Raw genomic sequence first — 16,592 nt, forward strand, 5'->3', positions numbered from 1 at the left:
TTGCACTGGCGCAGCATCCGGGTTTACGAACCCGCTCAAATGCGGAAAGCTGGTGAACAATGTTTGGTTCACGAACCACACGACGCTGCGGATGACGACGATCAAGAGTTATGATTAACCGGCTTCACGCTCTGGTTCACTCCGAAACCATGAACAAGATGAATGTTTTCTGTTGCCCTCATGTTCACCGGTTATCTTATGCGATTCTGGCAGGAACGGTACTCTTGCCAGTGCTTTTCGTAACCGGGTGTGTTGCGCCTAGGATCATCAACAAGGGGGACTTTGACCGCTTAACCCAGCGTCAAGGGATGGGACATTTTTATTACATTGGAAGCGATGCCGGGTTTCACTACTTTGCCAGTTCCTACTTCACTGAACGAACCGGGTTCTACCGCTATCCCAAAACTGACTATCTAATAACTTCCACTTTTCCCAAGACAAAACAGGAATCACAGTGGATTCCTTTTTTGTTTGATCTGAACACCAACACCAAAGGGTTTAAGGGTGAACCGCGACAACCAATCAAGTAAACCTGCTGGTCAGGCTGCGGATGACGACGACCAAAAGTTATGATTATCTGAATCGGTTGAGCCAATGCTCGAAGTGTTTGGCCGTTTTGCTGTTGAGCAGCATTCTGGTGTCGTGTTCGCCCGAAACGCCTGCTCCGAAAGCGGTGACAATTTCTCGGCTGAAGAATGTGCAGCGCGCCATTCAGGTTCTTGAAGAAGCAAATCGAGCGACCATCGGTCAGCAACTGCATGGAATTTCGGGAGACACAACGCTTCAACGCAAATGGGAACTCTTGCTTTTGGAGGACGCTGGGCGGTTGCAGATGGAGGAGAAAGACATTCGGGAGTTCCTCTGCCGCGATGGCTACGGAAACCTATTGAACGTGGACTTCACGACCAATGTCGTCGCGCATGGGGCTTCGCCAGGACTGACAAGTACGGCCTGCGATGTGGTTGTGTGGTCGAGCGGGCGCAATGGAACAAACGAATTCGGCAACGGAGACGATGTTGTCTGGTCGCCACCGACGGCGAGCAGGTGAACGCAAACCCGCTGATGGCTCGAATGTAGCGGGGTTCAATGGGTGACTTCTGAGTTTGGGCTTGTCTGATCACGCTGTCCTTGGTGGGCGTGTGGGGGTAGGTGCAGTTGGCGAGACGCCAACCGCCGGCACACGCGAGGCGCGTATGCTCCCCCAAACCTACGCTCACATCGTCACGACCTTCATAAATCGTAAATCGTGAATCGTCTTCCTATATTCTGTCGCGCTTTGTCTTCGATCTACCATCCTTCATCTTCTATCGTCGTTTTGTAATGTTACCCGTGAACGGGGCTTGACTGTTTGGATTGCCGATGGCGTTGGACGCATCAGGTCCAACTCTTGAGTCGGAACGATGCAGTGGATTCGGGGAGCGCATCCGCCTCGGATGCAGTTCGACGCGCCTCGCGGCGAACACCGGATGATTCGGATTAGGCTAAGCCGGTGTGATTCGATTGGAGTTTGGGTGGAACGGTCCACTGGCCCGTTCGGTCGGGCTACCAGCCCGGCAGTCGGACGCCAAGAGTGCGAAACCGATGGGGTGCGATCTCCGTGTACTCGGCTGGGCGGCAGGTTGCCGCCCAGAACGGCCAAGTTGGCCGTCCCACCTGAATCAACCGCATCGTTCCGGTTAAGCTGGTGCGGTTTCTGTCGGACGCGGCGTCCGCCAGCACACGCGAGGCGCGTATGTTTCCTGGTCGCAGTTGCACCCCGCGCGCTGAGGCTTGTGGTAGCGGTGCAGATAGTTCTGGTTGCGGGCGAGGGCGAAGTGTAGAACAAGGCGGATTCAGTCGCCTTGATGGAGAGTGGTCACGGCGTTCAACACACGAATTAAGATCCGATCAGCCATGAACAAAAAATCAAAAAGAAAGCGGTCGCAATCGGGCGTCAGCCGTCGCGAGGCCATCAAGGGATTTTTGGGAGTCGGCGCCCTTTCCGCGTTGGCGGGTTGCGCCACGTCGTCTGATTCGTCTTCGCGCGTAAAAACTGGTGCGGGCCTTCTGCGCCGGGAGAATCAACGTCTCGGCACTCGCGATTGGATGCTGACCACCACGCGGATTGATCCGGCCACCCAATATCGGTGTCCCTGGATCGAGGGGTATTGTTCCCACACCAGCATCCGGTCGGGCGAGCGACTCAAGCTTTACGTCAGCACCAATCCAGCGTCGGCGTTTCGATTGGAGCTGTTTCGCATGGGTTACTACGGCGGCGCTGGGGCGCGGCAGGTTGCGAGTCTCGGTCCGTTCGCCGGGCAGACCCAACCCGATCCTCCGGTCGGACCCAAGCGCGTGCGTGATTGCCGGTGGGAAGCCAGCACGGAGCTGACAATTCCGGCGGATTGGCCCAGCGGCATTTACGTCGGCAAACTGACCGCCGCGCGCGACGGGCTGCAAAGTTATGTCATTTTCATCGTGCGGGATGATCGTCCGGCGGATTTGATTTATCAGTGTTCTGATACGACCTGGCAGGCGTACAACCGCTGGCCGGACCGATACGCCCTCTACAATGACGACGAGAATCAGTGGTATTGGGGCGGCGACGTGCAGGTAAGTTTCAATCGGCCGTACGGAAAATACTGTCAGATTGTGGATGCGCCGTTATCCACCGGCACGGGTGATTTTTTCCTCTGGGAATTTCCGTTTGTTTACTGGTTGGAAGCGCAGGGCTACGACGTCACTTACACTTCCAATTTCGACACCCATTCCGATCCACGCGGTCTGTTGCGCGCGAAAGGTTTTCTCTCGGTCGGGCACGATGAATATTACACCATCGAGATGTTCCGGAATTTGCAGGCGGCAATGCGCGCCGGAGTGAGTCTGGGCTTTTTCTCGGGCAACACTTGTTGCGGTCGCATTCTGCTTGCGCCGGACGCGGGCGGAATTCCCCGCCGCGCGTTTGAACGCATCGGCGTGTTCGGCCCACCCGCCGGGATGCGCGATTTTGTGGCCATGAAAACGCTGTTGCACGAACGACCGTACGCCAATGAATTGGTCGGCGCGCACAGCACGGGGGTGGTGACCGGCGGCGCGGACTGGGTGTGCGTGAAGCCGGAGCACTGGATTTTTGCGGGCACGGGCCTGCAGCGGGGCGAGGGGATTCCCGGTCTGGTGGGTTGGGAATGGCATGGCGATCCGGCGGACATTCCGGGTCTGGAAATTGTGGCCAGCGCGCCCACCCAGGATAAACCCGGCTCGCCCAATGGCGGCGTGTTCACGGCCACGGTTTATCCCGGACCCAAAAGGAATTTCGTCTTCAACGCCTCCACCTGCTGGTGGGCCGATGGATTGAGCGAGCCGCCGGGTTACGTGCGACCCTCGGTTTACACGTCTCCCCAGGGACCGGATCCGCGGGTCCAGCGGATCACGCGCAACATCCTGGATCGCATGATTCAGCCGCCGGGCGGAGCTGGACGGTAATACGAGTCGCGCTTCCGCTTCCGGAGGGGAGCGGGTTTGGAGTTTGCCAATGTGCCGGTTTTCCGCGCATAATGTCCATCCGTAACTACGGATGTTTCATGAAATCTCGAGTTGAAATCTACGATACGACGCTGCGCGATGGCGCGCAGGGTGAAGGCATAAATTTTTCGGTGGGCGATAAATTGCGCATTGCCGAGAAGCTGGATTCATTCGGGATTCATTACATTGAGGGCGGCTGGCCGGGGAGCAATCCCAAGGACTTGGAATTTTTTCAGCAGGCCGCGCGCCGCAAGTGGAAGCACACCAAGATCGCCGCTTTCAGCATGACGCGCCGTAAAGGGGTGACGGTGGAGCGCGATGAATTGATGCGGCTGATTCTCGAGGCGGAAACGCCCGTCGTCACCATCGTGGGCAAGACCTGGCTGTTGCACGTTACCGAGGTGTTGCGGGTCAAGCCGGACGAAAATCTCGCCATGATCCGCGATACCATCCGTTACCTGAAAGATCAGGGTAAAAAAGTGTTCTACGACGCGGAGCACAGCTTTGATGGTTACGCCGCCGAACCCGAGTACGCGCTGGCGACGTGGCAGGCGGCGGAGCAGGCGGGCGCCGATTGCCTGGTGCTGTGTGATACGAACGGCGGACGATTGCCCAGCGAGATTGCGCGGACGGTGGCTTTGGCGAGATCGAAATTGAAGTGCGCCATCGGCATTCACACGCACGATGATTGCGGATTTGGCGTGGCCAATGCGATCGCGGCGGTGGAAGCGGGGGCCGCGCAGGTGCAGGGCACCATCAACGGCTTTGGTGAACGTACCGGGAATTGCAATTTGACCAGCGTGATTCCCACGTTGGCGCTGAAGATGGGCGTTTCCAGCGTGGCGGCCCGTTCCTTGCCGAAACTCAAAAAGCTTTCCGAGTTCGTAAATGAAGTGGCCAATATCCGTTCCAATTCGCGCGCGCCGTGGGTGGGTGAATCCGCGTTTGCGCATAAGGGCGGTATGCACGTGCATGCGATCGAGCGCCTGACGAAAAGCTACGAGCACATCAATCCCGAGGCGGTGGGCAATGTCCGGCGCGTGCTGGTCAGTGACATGTCGGGGCGCACGAATGTCTTGATGAAGGCCAAGGAACTCGGTTTCCAGTTGACGCCAGACATGCCGGAATTGAAGGCCATGACGGCGCGGATCAAACAATTGGAAAGCGAAGGTTACGAGTACGAGGCGGCGGAAGGTTCGCTGGCGTTGCTGATTGGGAACGCGCTGAAGCGGCGTGAAAAGCCGTTTTTGGTCAATGCGTATCACGTTTCCATGCGGCGTGATGGTCCGGACAACATTTGCGAGGCCACGATCAAAGTTCACGTTGGCGCCGAGGAATCGCACACCGTGGCGGATGGCGACGGACCGGTGAACGCCTTGGATGAGGCGTTGCGCCTGGCGCTGGCCCGGTTTTTCCCGAAATTGAAAAACATCGCTTTGACCGACTACAAAGTGCGCATCATCAACGGCACGACCGGCACCGCCGCCAAGACGCGGGTGTTGATCACCTCCAGCGACGGCAAGCGCGAGTGGGGCACGGTTGGCGTGAGCAAAAACATCATCGAAGCAAGTCTCCAAGCCTTGGTGGATTCGATGGAGTATGCGCTGCTGAAGAAGTAATGTTTAACCACGGATGGACACGGATTCTAAAATTGATCTGCAACATCCCGAAAACACCAAGCTGCTGCTCAAAGAGGAGACGCATCAGATTCTCGGGTGTGCGTTTGCTGTCTTAAACGAAATTGGCCACGGTTTCCATGAGAAGGTTTATGAGAATGCGCTGGTGGTTGAGTTCAAGGTGCGTGGCATTCCCTACGAACAGCAAAAGCGTTTTCCGATCATCTACAAAGGCGTCTTGGTCGCTGAGTTTGTCCCGGACCTGATAGCGTTCCGTTCGGTCATCGTGGACACCAAAGTGATCGAGAAAATTACCGATCACGAGCGCGGTCGGATGAACAACTATTTGAAGATTACAAAACTACGGGTTGGCCTGACGCTGAATTTTAAAACTCCGCGTCTCGAATGGGATCGGCTGGTTTTATGATTTCATCCGTGTTTATCCGTGTCCATTCGTGGTTAAAATTTTAGCATGAGTGAGATTCCCAAAGCATACGAACCCCAATCTGTTGAGGACAAATGGTACGACTTCTGGCTGAAGCAAGGTTGCTTCACCGCCGATCCCGCGCGCGTCAGCGAAAAGCGTCCCGCGTACGCCATCGTGATTCCGCCGCCGAACGTCACGGGCATGTTGCACATGGGGCACGTGCTCAACAACACCATCCAGGACATTCTCAGTCGCAAGGCGCGCATGGATGGCAAGGAAGTCCTCTGGTTGCCGGGCACGGATCACGCCGGCATCGCCACGCAGGTGATGGTGGAAAAACAACTCAAGAAGGAGGAAAAGAAATCGCGGCACGATCTCGGGCGCGAAGAATTTCTCAAACGCGTCTGGGCGTGGAAAGAGAAGCACGGCGGCATCATCATCAACCAGCTCAAGAAACTCGGTTGCTCGTGTGATTGGACGCGCGAACGGTTCACGATGGATGCGGAGTATTCGCGCTGCGTGCAGAAGGTTTTTGTCGAGTTATACCGGAAAGGTCTGATCTATCGCGGCAAACGGATGGTCAACTGGTGTCCGGTATCGCAAACCGCGCTCTCGGATGAGGAAGTGGAAATGAAACCGCAAAAGGGTTTCATGTATTACTTCAAGGTGCAGGTGGTAGATGCGACGCCTTCGTCGCATGACAAAGTGGTCGCGACGTCTGCGGCGCTGGTTGCAGAAAAGCGCGACGGGGGCGTCGCGACCACCTCCGGCGACGGGGGCGTCGCCGCTACGTGGCTCACCATTGCCACCACGCGACCGGAAACCATTCCCGCCGATACCGCGGTGGCGGTGAATCCGAAGGACCCGCGTTACGCGCATCTCATCGGCAAACACGTTTATCGGGCTTTGCCGCTCGATCAACCGAAAGAGCAACGGATCATTCCCATTATCGGTGATGAGCAGGTGGATTTTGAATTCGGCACCGGCGTGTTGAAGGTGACTCCCGCTCACGACAAGACCGACTTCGAGATCGGGCAACGCCACCAACTGCCGTTGATTGACATCATCACGCCGGACGGAAAGATGGCGGCCGGAGCCGGAGCGGATCTGGTCGGATTGGATCGGTTTGTGGCCCGGAAAAAATCCGTCGAACTCCTGGAAGCTGCGGGCACCCTGGTTAAAACCGAACCTTACGAGAATAACGTGGGTTTCAGCCAACGCGCCGGTGTGCCGATTGAGCCGCGGCTGAGCGAGCAATGGTTTTTGAAGTATCCGGCGGTGGAGCAATCCAAGGCGTGCGTGGAGCAGGTTGCAACGGGGAGCACGCCCGCCCCGGGCGTGGCTGACCGCGCCCTCGCGGGCAGCATTGGTGGGGTGAAAGAATCTGGAAGTGTTGCTACGTCCGCGCGGGCTCGTGCGGCAGACGGGGCGTCCGCCGCTGCACGCGAGGCGCGTGCGCTCCCCGGCAAAATGCGGTTTCATCCGCAGCGGTGGGCGAAGGTTTATGACCACTGGCTGACGAACATTCAGGACTGGTGCATCAGCCGTCAGCTTTGGTGGGGGCATCGGATTCCGGTGTGGTACAACCGACCGGGCCTGGCGATCTTGAACCAAAAGAGCGTGGTCGTGGTTGAGGTGGATCAGACGCCGATTCCGCACAGCACCGTACGGGTTGCCCGGGAGGCGGCCTGGCAGCATCTCGAAGAGCAGGGTTGGCTAAATCAGTCATTTCGCAATTTGGATACCGGTTATGATTTCATTGTCACCCGGGCCGGACTCAAGCATGCCTTCAGTCATCCGGGAGTCGAAAATGTCGTCGCGGCCACGGTTCTCCCGGATTTGATTCGTACGGCGATTTTTGTTGGTGAGACCTGGCACGAACCACGGATTCCAGAAATTAAACGGGTGCTGCAGTTGTTTGCCGCCATGCGTTTCGAGGGGGCGCTGGTCGCGGTGAAGATAACCGTAAAGGAATATCAGGATGGTTCACGCGTTTACGATCATGAGACGGAAAAAATTAGAGCGTCTGACGGTCAATCTCTGGGGCGGCGCTCCGCGGACGGAGTGTTGCGCGACCAGCCTACATCAGACGCTGGAGTACCTTTACGCCAGTTGATCCGGGACGTCAACCGCGAGGGTGCTTTTACACGAGTCCAAGAGAGCCAGCCGGGCGACGGTTGGGAACAAGACCCCGATGTCCTCGACACATGGTTCAGTTCCTGGCTCTGGCCGTTTGCCACGATGGGGTGGCCCGAGCAGACCGAGACGTTGAAGAAATTTTACCCGACCACCGATCTCGTCACCGGGCCGGACATCATTTTCTTCTGGGTCGCGCGCATGATCATGGCGGGCTACGAGTTCATGGGAGATTTGCCGTTCCGCAACGTCTATTTCACCGGCATCATCCGCGACAAGCAGGGGCGTAAGATGTCCAAGACGCTCGGCAATTCGCCCGACCCGCTCGAACTCATCGCGAAATACGGCGCGGATGCGTTGCGCTTCGGCACGATGCGGAGCGCGCCGCTTGGTCAGGACGTGTTGTTCGACGAGAAGGACGTCGAACTGGGCCGCAACTTCTGCAACAAGCTGTGGAACGCGTGTCGCTTCCGGCAAATGGTCGGTGGCCAAGGTGGCGGCGACGCCTCGTCGCCGCAGGGCAGGGAACGCGACGGGGGCGTCGCGGCCACTTCCGGCGATGGGGGCATCGCCGCCACGCGCACGACTACCTACGAAGTGCAGGGTGAAATCAATCCGGCGTTGCTGACCAACGATGATAAATGGATTTTGCTCAAGCTGAGTCAGGCGATTCAGGAAATCACCACGGCCTTGCACACCTATAATTTCAGCACGGCGGTACAAACGCTCTACCGATTCTTTTGGAACGAGTATTGTGATTGGTACGTGGAGGCGAGCAAGGCGGTGTTGACGCGGCCCGTTACAACGTTGAATCGTGAAAACGTTACAACAGAGGACGCGGTAACGTTGCAATGCTTTAACGATGTAACAGCACAACAAGCCAATACCCTCGCCGTGATTGACTTTGTCCTGAGCCATACGCTGCGGTTGTTTCATCCGTTTCTACCGTTCATCACCGAGGAGTTGTGGCACGGGATGGGTTACGCCACTGACATGCCCGAGCATCAAGGCGGTCAAACCATCATGAACGCGCCGTGGCCCAAACCGTTTGACGCGGATTTTTGCGAGGCGTACGGGTTGGATGAAGCGCATCTGGAGTTTGCCAGCCAGAAATATGAGGTCGTGACGCTGGGGCGCAATCTCCGCCGTATTGGCAACATTCAATCCGGCAAAAAGGTGAAGTTCGTGCTCAAGCCGAGTCGCGAAATTCCCGCGCCCGATGGTGAAGTGATCAAACTACTGCTCAACGCCGAAGCCCTGGATTTTGCGGAAGATTATGTGGCGAAGAAGGGAACGCCGACGGTGCATACCGCGTTCGGGGATTTATATCTGCCGTTGGACGGATTGATTGACGTGGCGGCGGAACGGGCGCGGTTGACGAAGGAGAAGGAGAAGATTCAACTCGAGATCACCAAGGTGGAACAGAAGCTGGCCAATCCCAATTTCACCCAACGGGCGCCGGCGGAGGTGTTGCGCGATCACGAACAGCGCCTGGCGGATTGGAAGGAAAAATTGGCGCACGTTAAGATGGCGCTGGAGGCTCTGGGTACGTAAGCTGCGCAAGTTGACCAACCAAAAACGGAGAACGCTTATGAAACGCTGGATCGGATTTTTGAGTTTATGGCTGCTGCTCGTCGCGCCCGTCGCCGGCGAACCAGCCGCGGTCATTCGCGCCAGCATGTTGGAAGCCCAAGGTCGGTTTCTGGCGGCGTCCAACACGCTTTACACGGCGGCGGCTGATTCCGCGCTGAGCGCGGCGGAGCGGCGGCGGCTGGCGTTTGAACTCGATCGGCTGGAGCGCATCCGCAAGGATTATCCCTTCACTCAGGCCAGCTTGTTCAAACGCTTGCAAGATGCCGTGCGGGATTTGACGGAAAGCGAGTTTGAAACCTGGGTGGCCAAGGGCTGGTTTGATGCGCGCGATTTCGACGGTGAACGGCGTTACATGAGCGCGAGCGTCAGCAATTTGTTCTTTCGTCATCCGGAGTTGAATCCGCGCCGGTTGCCACTTCGAGATACGAGCAAACACGATCAAGCCAGTCTGGCCACCTGTCGCGCGATCCGTAAGGCTGCGCGTCAGGAAGGGCGACCTTATGTGTTGTCCAAGCGGTTGAATGCGGTCATGACCGTGACCGTGGACGCGGACGCGGTGCCGGATGGAGAAGTGGTTCGCGCGTGGTTGCCGATTCCCCGCGAGTACCCGTTTCAACAGGGTTTTGCGTTGCTGAACACCTCCTCGCCGGTGCGACATCTGGATGGTGCGGACAGCTCGATTCGGTCGGTTTATCTGGAACAAAAAGCGCAGGCGGGCGCGCCCACCAGGTTCAGCATCGAATACGAGTATAAAATTTCCGGCGTGTCATTTGACATCAATCCGGAACGGGTGCGCCGCGTGGACGCACTGGACCCCGCCTTGAAACCGTTTTTACGGGAGGAACTGCACGTCGCGTTCACTCCGGAAATGCGCGCGCTGTCGAAGAAAATTCTGGGCGATGAAACCAATCCGGCGCGGCAAGCCAAGCGGATTTACGATTGGATCGCGGAGCACATCCAATACAGCTACGCGTTGGAGTATTCCACGATTCGAAATATCAGCGATTACTGTCGCGACAAAAGTTACGGGGATTGCGGGCAGGAGGCGTTGTTGTTCATCACGCTCTGTCGGCTGAACGGTATTCCGGCGCGCTGGCAATCCGGTTGGAATCTGTTTCCCGGCGTGAAAGGCATTCATGATTGGTGCGAAATGTATCTCGCGCCGTACGGCTGGATGCCGGTGGATCCGTACAAGGGAATTTTCGCCATGCAATACGCGCCGACCTTGACTCCGGAGGAAAAGCATGAGGTGCGGGATTTTTACTTTGGTGGTTTGGATTACTACCGCATGGCGGCGAACAGCGCGCATAGCCAGGTGTTGACGCCGCCCAAGCAATCCTTCCGTTCCGACACCGTGGACTTCCAGCGCGGCGAAGTGGAATGGGGCACGAACAATCTTTACTTCGATGAATACAGTTACGGCTTGCAGATTCGCGAAGTGCCGACGCCGTAATCACCACTCCCGATCCGCCGTGACGGGCCGGGGTTGCGGACGGTCTGGTGTCATCGCCGGTAATTTTTCCAACTCGAAGGTTTGGCCGTCCGCGGTGGCCAGTTTGCAACCGTCTGGTCGGAAGGAAATTGTGACCGCCCCCACGGTTCGGGTGTAGAGCGTGAGCACGCGGCGCGGTTCAAGACGCGCTTTCAATTCCAAGCTCGCCCGCGCGGTTGCGGGGAAGTCTGAATCCGCCACAATGATCACGCGTGGTTGGATGGCGTCGAGGAGCGCATCGGTCAGCGCTTCGGTTTGCTCCGGCAGACCGGCGACGAGCAGGTCCGAGCGGAGCTGCTGGCCTTCGCGTTCCAACAGCAAATTCTGACCCAGCCGTCCCAGGTCCGAGAGCAACAGGATGGTTGCCCCGTAAAATTCCGCCTGTCGCACCAGAGCGCCATCATCAGCTTGGGTGAAGCTGTCCGTTGGCGCGGGGTGTAAAATCCGCCACGGCGGGAGAAAGTCGCCGCGCGCGCTGGTTTTCAGATGGAACGATTCGCTTTGCAAATCCGCCACAATCCGCCGGTAAATCGGCGAGCGAAACCGGAGCGGACTGACGAAAACTTCACGGCATCGAAATTCGTCGAGCAGCAATTCCGTACCGCCAACCTGTCGCAAGTCCCCGTGCGTGAGCAGGAGTCGCGGCAGTTGCGTGACGCCTTGGGCGCGTAAAAACGGACGGGTGACATACACGACGGAATTGCTGTTGCCGCAGTCCACCAACCAATCCTGCGATTTCCCGGCGGCATCGAAGTATTCGGCATGACCGCCCGCGAACGGCAGGACGGTGAGTGTGAAGTTGCGGCGCTCGCCGAGCCATTGACCGCCGTAATACAGGCCGAGCGCGCCCAGAATGATCAAAGTGCGTTGGCGGCGTCCGGGTCGCCACAGCCAGCCGCTCATAAAACCGGTAAGCAAACCATAATAGACGATGAACGTGAACAGACTGGGCGCGCGCACGAAAGCGTAGGCGCCGGGAATGAGCGTGGCCCAGTCGCGCAGTTTAATCATGCCCAGCATCCAGAACCACGCCGCGTGATTGAACAACTCGCTGAGCCACGGCCACCACGCGCCGCACAGCAGACTGCCCAAATTGCACGCCAGCGCCAGACTGCTCAGCGGCACGATGAGCAAGTTGGCCAGCAGCGTCACGGGACTGAAAATGTGGAAGTAATACGCGGTTAACGGCAGCGCGCCCAGCCAGGCGGCGAGCGAAGTCGCAAAGCTCATGGCCGCGGCCCGGAGCAGCCAGCGCCGGGTGCGTTTCCAGCGGGGAATGACTTCCGGCGGCAGCAGTGGATCGTACGCGAGTCGTTGATCCAGCCAGCGTTGTAGTGGAGGCACGAATAACGCAATGCTGAGAACCACGAAAAAGGAAAGCTGGAAGCTGGCTTGAAATAATTGTTGCGGCTGCCAGAGCAGGATGATGAAGGCCGCGGCGGCCAACGAGTTCAACAGATCACTTGGTCGCGCCAACGCCCAGCCGCCGACGACGATGGTCATCATGAGCGTTGAGCGGATTGCGGACGGTTGCCAGCCCGTCGCCGCAGTGTAAAACCAGAGCAGGGGAATCACCACCAAACCGCACCCGCCGCGCGGCACGCGCAACCCCCGCAGCAGGCTCACCAGAATTCCGGCGATCAACGCGATGTGCAGTCCGGAAATGGCGAAGATGTGCATCGTGCCGGTTTTCATGAATGGCTCGCTCACTTCGCCGGTGAGCGCCGTCTTCCAGCCGAGCGTCATGGCCCAGAGCAATCGCAGCGGTTCATCGGGCGCGGGCAGCCCATAAGCCAGTTGATTTTTGGCCCAGGCAATAAAGCGGTCGGCCAACGGCGGGGTGACATTCGGATTCAATCCGTGCCAGTCTGCGGCGGTGGTTTTCAATTGATAGTAAATGTTCTGCCGCGCGAGGTACGTGCGGTAATTGAACAAGCCATCGGCCATCGCGCTGGGCGGCGGTCCCAGCACGCCATAAATTTCGACTTCCTCGCCGCCGAAAAGCGGTTGCGTCAATTCACCTTGCGTGGTGACCAGGACCTGTCCGAAAGCCGGTTTCCATTCGTCGTTGGTGCGCAGTGCCGAAACTCGCAACGTAACCAAGGTGCGGACGAGTTCTTTTCCGTCATGTTCATGCAGCCGCAAGTTTGGGGTTTCCGATAACGTGCCGCGGACCGTGGCGAGCACCGGGGCCTCGGTCAGTTGCTGGCGTAGATCGTCTGGTGCTATCGGCGTGGTGAGTCGCAGCAGATTGGTCATTCCAAGCCCGATCAGGAACAGCCCCAGCAGCGGGGCGCGCCAGCCACGCTGGCTCCACCCGACGAGAAGGAGAAGGAAACAAATCCCGAACAGCAACGGCAGGGGCGGGCTGACGATTTCCGCCAGCAACAGCCCGCTCGCATAATACAACGCCACCGGGATTAGAGGGCGTTTCATGACGACCGCAGTTAAGCAGACCGCCGGCGCGCCGTCACGTCCCGTTTTTGATTCATTTTGATCCGTCAAACCCGTGGCGATTGAAAAAATCCGGCCCCTCGCATTGCCACCGTTCCGGTCGCGGTTTACTTTGGCGCACCTTGAAGAAGCTCAAGCGACCAGAAATTCCGCGCAAAACGGTGTACCGCCTGTCCACCTATCTGCGCTGTCTGGCGCCGTTGCGCGAACAAGCGGCGCAGACCATTTCCAGTGAAGCCCTGGCCAAAGCCGCCGGGGTCAAACCCACGCAACTGCGGAAAGACCTCGCCTATTTTGGCACGTTCGGCACGCGCGGTCTCGGCTACGACGTGCAGGATTTGTATCAACAAATCACCAATGAGCTGGGCGCTTCCCGTCTGCGTCCCGCCATCCTGATCGGCCTGGGTAACCTGGGGATGGCGTTGCTTTCCTACCGCGGATTTGAAAAGGAGGGGTTTGAAATCCTGGCGGCCTTCGACATTGAACCCGGTCGGCGGCGAAACAAAGAGATCAAGCGCCCCGTGTATGGGATGGATCAGTTGGCGGAATTTGTCCGCGCCCGTGAAGTGAAGATGGCCATTCTCACCGTGCCCGCGGAGGCCGCTCAGGAGGTGGTGAATCAATTGGTTCGCTGCGGGGTGCTGGGCATCTTAAATTTTTCGCCGGTGGTCCTGCACGTTCCCGAGAGCGTCATGGTCAACAATGTGAACCTGGCCATTGAACTGGAAAACTTGAGCTATTTTATCCGCGAATAAACCCGGCCTCAGCCGGTGCGAAGCAAGCCAGTGACCTCATTGTGGCCGCCGCGAAGTCGCGGCGGTCTGCGGTACGGAAGGGGACGGGTCGTTGTTGATTGGAGTGGTTTATTTGGGGCTGGTTGGTCTGGGTAGGAAGCCGCTACTTACGTGCTCGTGCAAATAGCGTTCGTTATGGAAAAGCAATACGTAGAACTACTCTTTGTTTACTTGGGAATGATGCTGATCGCTGGCAGCGCGCTAGTGTGGGTGATTTTTATCCGGGACTTTATTCGGAAACATGGAGGCAAGCCATCGTTCGCTTTGTTCAATTGGAGTCCGATTTTTGACTATCGAAAGGCAAGGCTGATTGCAAAAAGAGCGGGCCGTGTGCCTTGGTTTCTTCGTCTCTTCGAGGCGATGTTAACAGCAGCTTTTTTGATTGTGATCGTGTTGATGGTTCGGCTTGTGATTGAGTTCGGATGAATAACTGCCGGTTGTTCCACACACCAGTGAATCAGAATCCGGCTCTTGCCACCACTGGTTTGACGACTTCACTCACGGGGCCACCATCGCTTGCTTGAACGCCTCGACTTGCTCCGGCGGCATATACTTAAATCGCGGTGGCATTGTCCACAGACCGGCATATTTCCCGTCCCGCATGTAACTCCAGTCGGTAATGTCCGCCGTTGGAATCTCAATCCGGTCGCCAAGTTTCACGTTCGTCACAATCTTCGGGACCTGGCTGAGGGTGACGATCGTGCTGCCGTGATGCGGCTCGAAAGTGGTGATGTTAAAGTGTTCGACGCGGCCGTGGTCGGTGATTCTGACGATGAGCGTAAAGTTGCTCTCTCCGTGCGTTCGATGGTCAAAAGTTTGCCAAAACTCTGGCAGCGTCTCCTGCGCCTTGGCAATGGCCGAAACCATCTCGGGATCGCTGTCTTCCACGAAACCCTTGTCCCGGTGCGTGCAACCGGAAATCCATACTGCCAGAACCGCGATCATCAGCGGAGCGATTTGTGCGGTGCGTTTCATAGTAAAGAAATCAAATGGCCGACGACCGGTCGGCGTGGCAACCGCTTCGGGCGGCTATCCACCGGCCATAGGTGGGAGGATAATGTCCACTTTGGGCAGCAACCAGAAAACTCCCAAACCCACGATCAGAGCGACCAGGATTATTCGCCCCCTCCACCGGGTAATGAATTTATCATCCACACCCCAGCCACCCCGGCTGACGCCGACGAGCAACCAGCCAAGCGTTCCCAGCGGCACGGCTACATTCAGGGCGACAATAGCGGCGCCGACCCGGCTATAAACGGTGGCGCCTCGGGACGAAAATCTTTGCCAGGTGATTTGCGCGTCGGTCTCCATCTGGCGTGGAGTCAGCGTTGCGGATAAAAGCGTGCCAACGGCAGCCGGGCCAATATGGTTCAACACCTCGGAATCGCGCGGGCGCAACCATGATTTCCAGCGCTTCACCGCATCCGGCGGCATGTTTTTCGCCACGCGATCACAACGGACGGTGCGGAAATGCGGAGCGGCGGCACGCGCCTCGCCGAAGACATACAGGTCAATCGAGCAGTTGCCATTATCCACGCCCGTCAGCTTCAGCGGATAGATGGGTTGATCCGTGGCGAACGTAAAGGCCAGCGGATGCGCGGCGGTCACCGCGTCGGTCGAATTCTCGCGCTGGATTTTGCTGGCGACGAATACCCAACCGCGTTGCACGTAGTCCTGCACCACGGAAGCCACCGAGGGCGGCGCGGCGAATCCATTATTTTCCAACCAATCCAGCACCGCGCGGGGGTTGGTCCCGCGGAGGGTGGTTGCTTCAAAGAGGCCGGCGCGTTGCACGGATAAAACCGTCACCCCGGCTGGGGCGGTGGGCGCTGCGTCCGAGTCCGCACTCAAGGTTTGCACCAGACCGAATTGCTCCAGGTGAAGGGTGGCCGTCATCCAAACGGCCAGCAACATGGCCACCAACACGACGCTGGTGAAGCTCGCGCTGGATCGGGTGAAGAGGCGCACCGCCAGCAGGAACACCAGCGCCAGGCCACCTAACAGCGGGCTTTTCCCCAGGAAGCCCACGCCCAGGGCTAACAGCAGACACAACGGCAAATCCAACCCCCAATCCGCGTCGTCCTTGAACGACCGCCAGGCCAGCCAGGCGACTCCGCAGACAAACAGCACGCCAAGGTAATAGTGATGCACGTAATGGAGCAGGCGCGGTTGAAAGGCCGCGCGTAACGCGGGAAAAAAGCTTTCTGAAACCGCCTCCACCTTCGGCTCGGCCGGCAAGGGGACGACCCAGCCAAAGTTCGTTCCGGCTCCGAGAAACGCCGTCTCAATCACCAGACATTCGATTCCGTCACGGTGATAAATGAGCGCCTGCTGGTTGGGAATCTCAACCCGCACCTGGGCTTCCGGTCGGGCGAACACTTTGCCATCCGCCCATCCGGTCGCCGCCGAAATCAGCCACGCGGTAAGTGTCGCCCAGCGCGCGAAAGTTTGCATGGGGTATTGGTAGCGCAACCGCACCCGGATGTCACCAACCATCCGCGCTCGATCTGGCTGGCCGGATCAGGGGCGGAACCGACCCCGCGACCGATGCGTTTTGCGGCAGATCAAGCGACAAAATC

12 protein-coding genes are annotated in these 16,592 nt (G+C 58.0%); 9 read left to right on the forward strand and 3 right to left on the reverse strand.

Annotation, left to right across the window (positions count from 1 at the left end; all coding sequences use genetic code 11):
• The first annotated feature begins 149 nt into the window (after window positions 1-149).
• The 7 genes from M9920_12475 (at window position 150) to M9920_12505 (ending at window position 10,726) form a co-directional block, all read left to right on the forward strand.
• Window positions 150-530: a hypothetical protein gene (locus tag M9920_12475; GenBank protein ID MCO5053106.1), complete on the forward strand. Its 381-nt coding sequence runs from the start codon at window positions 150-152 to the stop codon at window positions 528-530.
• Window positions 531-607: 77 nt separating this feature from the next.
• Window positions 608-1,048, forward strand: coding sequence for a hypothetical protein (locus M9920_12480; GenBank protein MCO5053107.1), 441 nt, complete (start codon window positions 608-610; stop codon window positions 1,046-1,048).
• Between the two features lie 845 nt (window positions 1,049-1,893).
• Window positions 1,894-3,462 carry a hypothetical protein gene (locus M9920_12485; protein ID MCO5053108.1) on the forward strand — a complete coding sequence of 523 codons (1,569 nt, stop codon included), beginning with the start codon at window positions 1,894-1,896 and terminating at the stop codon, window positions 3,460-3,462.
• A 71-nt stretch (window positions 3,463-3,533) separates the two neighbouring features.
• Window positions 3,534-5,120, forward strand: coding sequence for a citramalate synthase (cimA, locus tag M9920_12490; protein MCO5053109.1), 1,587 nt, complete (start codon window positions 3,534-3,536; stop codon window positions 5,118-5,120).
• 13 nt (window positions 5,121-5,133) lie between these two features.
• A complete protein-coding gene (locus M9920_12495) occupies window positions 5,134-5,544 on the forward strand; it encodes a GxxExxY protein (protein ID MCO5053110.1) in 411 nt (136 codons plus the stop codon).
• Between the two features lie 45 nt (window positions 5,545-5,589).
• Entirely contained in the window at window positions 5,590-9,234 is a 3,645-nt protein-coding gene (locus M9920_12500) for a class I tRNA ligase family protein (protein MCO5053111.1), read from the forward strand.
• A 37-nt stretch (window positions 9,235-9,271) separates the two neighbouring features.
• Window positions 9,272-10,726, forward strand: coding sequence for a transglutaminase-like domain-containing protein (locus M9920_12505; protein ID MCO5053112.1), 1,455 nt, complete (start codon window positions 9,272-9,274; stop codon window positions 10,724-10,726).
• Here M9920_12505 and M9920_12510 read toward each other — a convergent pair whose 3' ends face one another.
• Window positions 10,727-13,201 carry a ComEC/Rec2 family competence protein gene (locus tag M9920_12510; protein ID MCO5053113.1) on the reverse strand — a complete coding sequence of 825 codons (2,475 nt, stop codon included), beginning with the start codon at window positions 13,199-13,201 and terminating at the stop codon, window positions 10,727-10,729.
• Window positions 13,202-13,341: 140 nt separating this feature from the next.
• Here M9920_12510 and M9920_12515 point away from each other — a divergent pair, with 140 nt between their 5' ends.
• Both M9920_12515 and M9920_12520 read left to right on the forward strand, forming a co-directional pair.
• Window positions 13,342-13,974: a redox-sensing transcriptional repressor Rex gene (locus M9920_12515; protein MCO5053114.1), complete on the forward strand. Its 633-nt coding sequence runs from the start codon at window positions 13,342-13,344 to the stop codon at window positions 13,972-13,974.
• A 174-nt stretch (window positions 13,975-14,148) separates the two neighbouring features.
• Window positions 14,149-14,439: a hypothetical protein gene (locus M9920_12520; protein MCO5053115.1), complete on the forward strand. Its 291-nt coding sequence runs from the start codon at window positions 14,149-14,151 to the stop codon at window positions 14,437-14,439.
• Between the two features lie 72 nt (window positions 14,440-14,511).
• Here the strand turns inward: M9920_12520 and M9920_12525 are convergent, their stop codons facing one another.
• On the reverse strand, window positions 14,512-14,988 hold the full coding sequence (locus M9920_12525; protein MCO5053116.1) for a DUF2314 domain-containing protein: 477 nt from the start codon (window positions 14,986-14,988) through the stop codon (window positions 14,512-14,514).
• 54 nt (window positions 14,989-15,042) lie between these two features.
• Window positions 15,043-16,509, reverse strand: a complete 1,467-nt coding sequence (locus M9920_12530) for a DUF2330 domain-containing protein (protein MCO5053117.1) — start codon at window positions 16,507-16,509, stop codon at window positions 15,043-15,045.
• Between the last annotated feature and the right edge of the window lie 83 nt (window positions 16,510-16,592).

Source organism: Verrucomicrobiia bacterium (assembly GCA_023953615.1).
In the GTDB taxonomy this organism is placed as follows: Bacteria; Verrucomicrobiota; Verrucomicrobiia; order Limisphaerales; family JADLHS01; genus JADLHS01.